This window comes from Streptomyces nanshensis, assembly GCF_001751255.1.
GTDB lineage: Bacteria > Actinomycetota > Actinomycetes > Streptomycetales > Streptomycetaceae > Streptomyces > Streptomyces nanshensis_A.
The window spans coordinates 674-4,893 of sequence record NZ_LJGW01000263.1 but is presented as its reverse complement, the minus strand read 5'-3'; the positions used below and the strand labels follow the sequence as shown (position 1 = coordinate 4,893).

General features: G+C 72.9%; 4 protein-coding genes. 3 read left to right on the top strand and 1 reads right to left on the bottom strand.

What is annotated here, in order from left to right; translation table 11 throughout:
* Positions 1–700 (top strand): urease accessory protein UreD (locus AN218_RS15615; RefSeq protein WP_079132203.1); only part of this gene is annotated, 700 nt, incomplete at its 5' end.
* 130 nt (positions 701–830) lie between these two features.
* Here the strand turns inward: AN218_RS15615 and AN218_RS15610 are convergent.
* On the bottom strand, positions 831–1,472 hold the full coding sequence (locus AN218_RS15610) for a TetR/AcrR family transcriptional regulator (protein WP_070017495.1): 642 nt from the start codon (positions 1,470–1,472) through the stop codon (positions 831–833).
* A gap of 131 nt (positions 1,473–1,603) precedes the next feature.
* Between AN218_RS15610 and AN218_RS15605 the strand changes: the two genes are divergently transcribed.
* Together AN218_RS15605 and AN218_RS15600 are read left to right on the top strand one after the other, a co-directional pair.
* Positions 1,604–1,819 carry a hypothetical protein gene (locus AN218_RS15605; RefSeq protein ID WP_070017492.1) on the top strand — a complete coding sequence of 72 codons (216 nt, stop codon included), beginning with the start codon at positions 1,604–1,606 and terminating at the stop codon, positions 1,817–1,819.
* A 297-nt stretch (positions 1,820–2,116) separates the two neighbouring features.
* Positions 2,117–4,220: phosphoinositide-specific phospholipase C-related protein (locus AN218_RS15600; RefSeq protein ID WP_216311772.1), on the top strand; the 2,104-nt coding region annotated here is incomplete at its 3' end.

The following is a 4,220-nucleotide window of genomic DNA, read 5'->3' as shown; positions in this document are numbered from 1 at the left end:
CGCACCGCTCGGCGGCGACCGACTGGCCGTGGAGGTACGGGTGGAGGCCGGGGCGAGGCTGTGCGTGGACGCCGTCGCCGCCACCCTCGCCCTGCCCGGCCGCGGCGGCGGGACCGCCCACTACGACGTACGGCTGACCGTCGGCGACCACGCCTGTCTGCGGTGGCTGCCAGGACCGGTCATCTCCGCCGCGCGCAGCGACCTGCGGCAGACCGTACGCGTCGACCTCGCGCCCACCGCCCGGCTGGAGTTGCGGGACGTCGCGGTGCTGGGACGCAGCGGCGAGGAACCCGGCCGCCTGTCGACCAGGCTCACCGTAAACCGCGGCTCACGCCCCCTCCTCGACCAGCAGCTCGACTGCGGCACGGGCGTACCCGGCTGGGAGAGCGGCGCCGTCCTGGGCGGGCACCGCACCGTCGGCCAACTCCTCGTCGTCGACCCGGAGTTGACCGACGCACCCGCGCAGCCGTACGTCGCGGGCCCGGCCGCCGTCGCCACACCGCTGGAGGGACCGGCGGTGCTCGTCACCGCCCTCGGCGCCGACGCCCTCGACGTCACGCCCCTGTTGACCTGGCCCCAGCGCCCCACCGGCGCAGGAGGGGGCGCCGTGACGGCCCCCGGCGGAACGGCAGTCGACGGCCACCGAACCGCAACGGCGCCGCTGCGGCACGGCAACGGCCCCGAAACCGGGCCCGCTTAGGCTCCCGCTGCGAGCCCGCGCATGAGGTGTCGCCGTCTCCCCCCCCCTGGCATACGGGGCCCGGTGTCCCGTACGCGCGACGGCACGCCGCACCACGCGGGCTCGCAACCACCCGGCAGAAGCGGGACGTTCAGCGCGAGCCCGGCGCCGCGTGCGGGCCCAAATCGTTCAGCACACGGCCGAGTTGGTCGGGTGTGAGCGCCGGAGCGGGCAGCGGCCGGGCGGCCTCGGCGCGCAGACAGTCGAGCAGCAGCGCCAGATAGCGGCGCCACGCACCGGGGACGACCCCGGCCGACGCCGGCACCACCCTGCCGAGCGCGGCCAGCGCGAAGAGCAGATCCTCGGCCACCACGTCGTCCCGTACGACGCCCTGCTCCTGTGCACGGGAGAGCAGCGTCCCGACCGTCTCGCGGTTGTGGACGTGCAGCGCGTCGAGGGAGGGGACGCCCCGAATCCCGGTCGTCATCAGGTCGTTGGCGGCACGGTCGGACGCCAGCCCCGCGAAGATCCCCTCCAGATAGTCCGTCAGCCCGGCCCACGCGTCGTCCCGGGCCCGCGCCTCCTCGCCCGCGCGCCGCGTCGAGGTCAGCCGCTCGTGGAAGACCGCCTCGACGAGCGCGGCGCGGTCCGGGAAGTGCCGGTAGAGCGTCGCGTTGCCGACCTGGGCACGGCGGGCGATCTCGTCCAGCGGGGCGTCGAGCCCCGAGGCCGCGAACACCTCCCGCGCGGCGGCCAGCAGCGCCTCCCGGTTGCGCTGTGCGTCGCGGCGCAGCGTCACCGGCCCTCCTCGCCCGACGTCATTCCGTGCACCCCCGGTTCGCTTGCAGGCGTGGACCATCTCCCGGTCGTGATGTTAACGTCACGCCCGGAACCGGGGAGCGGTCCCCGGTTAGTCGGGGGAAGGTGGGCGTCGCGGATACGGCACCGGTCCTGGGAGGGGCCGGTCTGACCGCGTACGCCTGGCAGACCGGCGTGCCGGCAGGGCCGGCACGGGCCGGTGCCGGCATCGGCGACGCCCACCTGCCCGCCGAGCGGTACGTCCGCCGGTTCGCTGCCCGCGCCGGACGGCGTCAGACCGCAGCCGAAGCGGAGAGGATCCGCGCGTTCCGGCACTTCTGACCCCGCCGCCCCAGCCGCCCCTTCGCCGTCCCGCTCCGTGGACCCGTGCCCGGACCAGGCACTTCACATGGGTACGGTCGAATGCGGGAGGCGGCACGACCGGGCCCTTCCCACGGATTCCCCCGCGGAATTCCCCACCGGACCCGAGCAGTTGGAGGGCAGATGAAGGCCGCGGCAGGCGCTGTGTGCGGGAGGTTCCTGCGCCGCGTTCGTCCTGTGGTGTGGCGGGGTGCCTGGTGGGTGGGGCCCGTGCGGGTTCTGTCGTGTGTGGTGGCTGTGGCGTGTGTGGTGTCGTTGGTGGGTGCGGCGACAGTACGCGGCACGGTGCTGCAACGCGGCTACTACCAGCACGTTCTGGACGAGGAACGCGTCTACGACCGCCTCTACGACGAGGTCCTCGTCGATCCCGGTTCGCGTCCGGTGACGCGGAGTCTGCTGTCCCGGCTGCCGGTTCCGGAGGCGGTGGTGACCGCCAACGTGAAGACGGTGCTGCCGCCGGCGACCGTACGGCAGTTGACGGACGAGCAAGTCGCCGCCCTGGTCGGCTACTTCCGCGGTGACACCGACAAGTTGGGGGTGTCGGTGGATGTGCGTCCGGTGGTGGCGAACGTCGGCGAGCTGGCACAGGTGTATCTGGGGGATCTCGCGTCCGGTCGGGGAGCGTCCCCGGAGGCGGATGTGGCGGCGGCGCTGAAGCGGGTGGACCGGGCGCTGGAGCAGGTCGCGGCGGGCCGCAGGCCGGCTGATCTGCCGAAGGTGGAACTCGGCGACAGCGCGGTGCGGAAGGTGAGTTCGGCGTTGCTGTCCCGGGTGCCGTCCGGGAAGCGGGAGTCGTTGCGTCCCCAGGTCGAGGGAGCACTGGCGTCGGGCGATACGGGGACGGCCTTGGCGGCGGTGGGGCCGTATCTGCCGGGCAGCCGTGCGGGCAGCGGTGCGGAGAAGAGCCGCCGGGATCTGCTGCGGATGGCGGGCGGCGGCCGGTGGAATGTGGTGCGGGATGTGCGGGGCGCGGGTTTCGACACCGGCGGTGTGGAGGCGGCCCGCGACTGGACGCAGTGGTCGCAGGGCCCGTTGCAGGCGGCGGCGGTCGGTGTGGGGCTGCTGGCCGTGGGCTTCCTATGGGTCTCCGGCCCGCCGGCGCGACGGACGCGGAAGCTGCGGACGATCGGCTGGATCCTCGCCGCGGGCGGAGCGCTGTCTGCTGCCGCGTTCTGGCTGGTGTGGTGGCGGGCCGGGGATGTGGTCTGGCATGCCCCGGGCGGGTGGCCGTCGTCGCTGGCGGCGCTGGTGGAGGACGTGCAGCGGACGGCGTTGTCGAGGGCGGTGGACGCCGGTCTGACGGCGGCCGCGGTGCCGTTCGCCGCGGGTGCGCTGCTGGTCGCGGGCGCATACGCCAGGCTGCGGTTTCCCGCGGTGCGCCGCGCGGTGAGCGGACTGGCGCGACGAAAGCGGGCCCGCGCGGTGGGCGCCGTCGCCGCCGCGGTCACCGCCTCGCTGGTACTGGGCGTGGTGTTCGCTCCGGCTGCGGCGGGCGGGCTGGAGCGCCGGTACTGCAACGGATCGGCCGAACTGTGCGACCTGCGTTACGACCAGGCGGCGTATGTGGCTACGCATAACTCGATGTCCTCGACGTCCGACCGGTTCATCAGCCCCCTCCAGGACGGCGACATCAGGACCCAACTCGACGACGGCGCACGTGCGTTGCTCATCGACACCCACACCTGGGAGCGCTCCGATCAGGTCGCCGAGCGGCTGAAGGTTTCCGATTTCGCTCCGGGGATGCGGAAGAAAGTCGCGGGGTTCATCGACCGTTCGGGCCCGGCCCGGCCGGGGCTGTGGCTGTGCCACGCGGTGTGCCGGGGTGGTGCGCTGCCGCTGGTGGGCACGTTGCGGGAGATCCGTTCATGGATGGACCAGCACCCGGGCGAGGTGGTGACGTTGATCGTTCAGAGCGGTATCAGCGGTGAGCAGACGGCTGCGGCGTTCCGGAAGGCGGGTCTGGAGGATCTGTTGTTCACTCCGGACCGTGATCCGGGGGCGCCGTGGCCGGAGTTGGGGGAGATGGTCGAGGAGAACAAGCGGCTGGTGGTCTTCTCCGAGGGCTCGGGCGGTCCGGCTTCTTGGTTCCGGGGTTTCTACCGGTACGGGATGGAGACGCCCTACGACGTTCGGGATCCGGGGGAGATGAGTTGTGGTCCGTACCGTGGGGGGACGGGGAAGCGGTTGTTCCTGCTGAACCATTTCGTGACGAACGCGGGGGGCAGCCGGCTGGATGCGGGGCGTGTCAATGCGAAGGGTTTCGTGGTGGACCGTGCCCGGCGGTGTGGTGTTCAGCGTGGGCGGCCGGTGAATTTCATCGCGGTGGATTACGCGAATCTGGGTGATGTGGCGGGGGCGGTGG